Consider the following 1216-nt stretch of genomic DNA (forward strand, 5'->3'; position numbering starts at 1 on the left):
GGGGAGGTGCCGGACCCCGTGCCGGGACCGGCCGATCCGGAGGCGGCGCGGCGCAGGGCGGAGCGCCGGGCCGAGCGCGTCACCGCGGGCGCCACGGAACTGGAGCAGCGCCTGGCGGACCTGCTGCGCGGCGGCCTGGCCGCGGCGGAGCAGGCCGGGTACTCCCTGTGGGAGGAGACGGCGGCGCGCATGGTGGACGCCCAGGCGCCGGGACTGGCCGCGCGGGTGCGGGAGTTGGGGACCATACCGGGCACCGGGCCGGACTGGCCGGTACGGCTGCTTCAAGAGTGCGCGCTGCTCCACCTCCTCGTCCGCGGCTGGCTGCGGCGCGAGCGGCTGCCCGGGGACCTCGCAGTGACGGTGCGCTCCCGTGTGGGCCTGCCCACGTCGGCCGAGGGTCTGCCGGTGCGTGACCGCTGGCTGGTCCTCGCCCAGTACGACACGGCCGACGCCCGTCTGACGACCCGCCGGATCTGGCTGTACGGCACGGAGTCGGGCCGCACGGCACTGCACCTCTCCTACGGTGCGGCGGGCCGCGTACCGGAGACGGCGCTGCCGGTGGGCCTGGCCGTGGACGCGGAACTGGCCGCCTACCCGGGCGCCGAGCAGGTGCGCGCCGCGCTGCGGGAGCGGTTCGGGTCCCCCGCGCCGACGGCGCTGCGGCCCCCGGGCACATCCACCGCCGGGGCGGTCCGCCGCTACGGCGAGGCGCTGCGCAAGGATCCCTGGCTGGACAGCGTTCCGGTCACGCTGGACCGGGTGATTCCGGCCCCGGACGGCGGGAGCTGGCAGCTCGCGGATGCCGACGCCGGTACGGCCCTGCGGCTCACGCCGACGGCACGGTCCGGGCTGTGGCGCCTGGTGGCTCTGTCCGGCGGGGCGCCGGTGCGTGTCTTCGGCGAGTGCGGCCACCGGGGATTCACTCCTTTGGCGGCATGGCCCGAGGGGCCGGGCGAGGTGGTGCCGCTGTGCTGAACCGGCTCGACCGCTCCGTTCACTCCTGTCCCCCGCACCTCATGCATGGCACGGGCCTCACGGGACACCCGGTGCACGTGAGTCTTCGACCGCTCCGGGACACCCGACGGAAGGGAAGCTCATGAGCAGGATCTCCGCCGCCGCGGACCCGGCCGGCCCCCTGGCCCCGGCCCCGCCCGGAGGCGCCGCGGCCCTATTCCGGGCCCCCGAGGGGCGCTCCCGCTCCGCCGCCGTCGGCACC

Annotated in this window: 1 protein-coding gene; it reads left to right on the top strand. The window is 77.1% G+C overall.

The features are described from left to right. Positions 1 to 975 (top strand): SWIM zinc finger family protein (locus G3I53_RS14235; RefSeq protein ID WP_164438410.1); only part of this gene is annotated, 975 nt, incomplete at its 5' end. Positions 976 to 1216 lie beyond the last annotated feature (241 nt).

It is taken from the genome of Streptomyces sp. SID14436 (assembly GCF_010548465.1).
GTDB lineage: Bacteria > Actinomycetota > Actinomycetes > Streptomycetales > Streptomycetaceae > Streptomyces.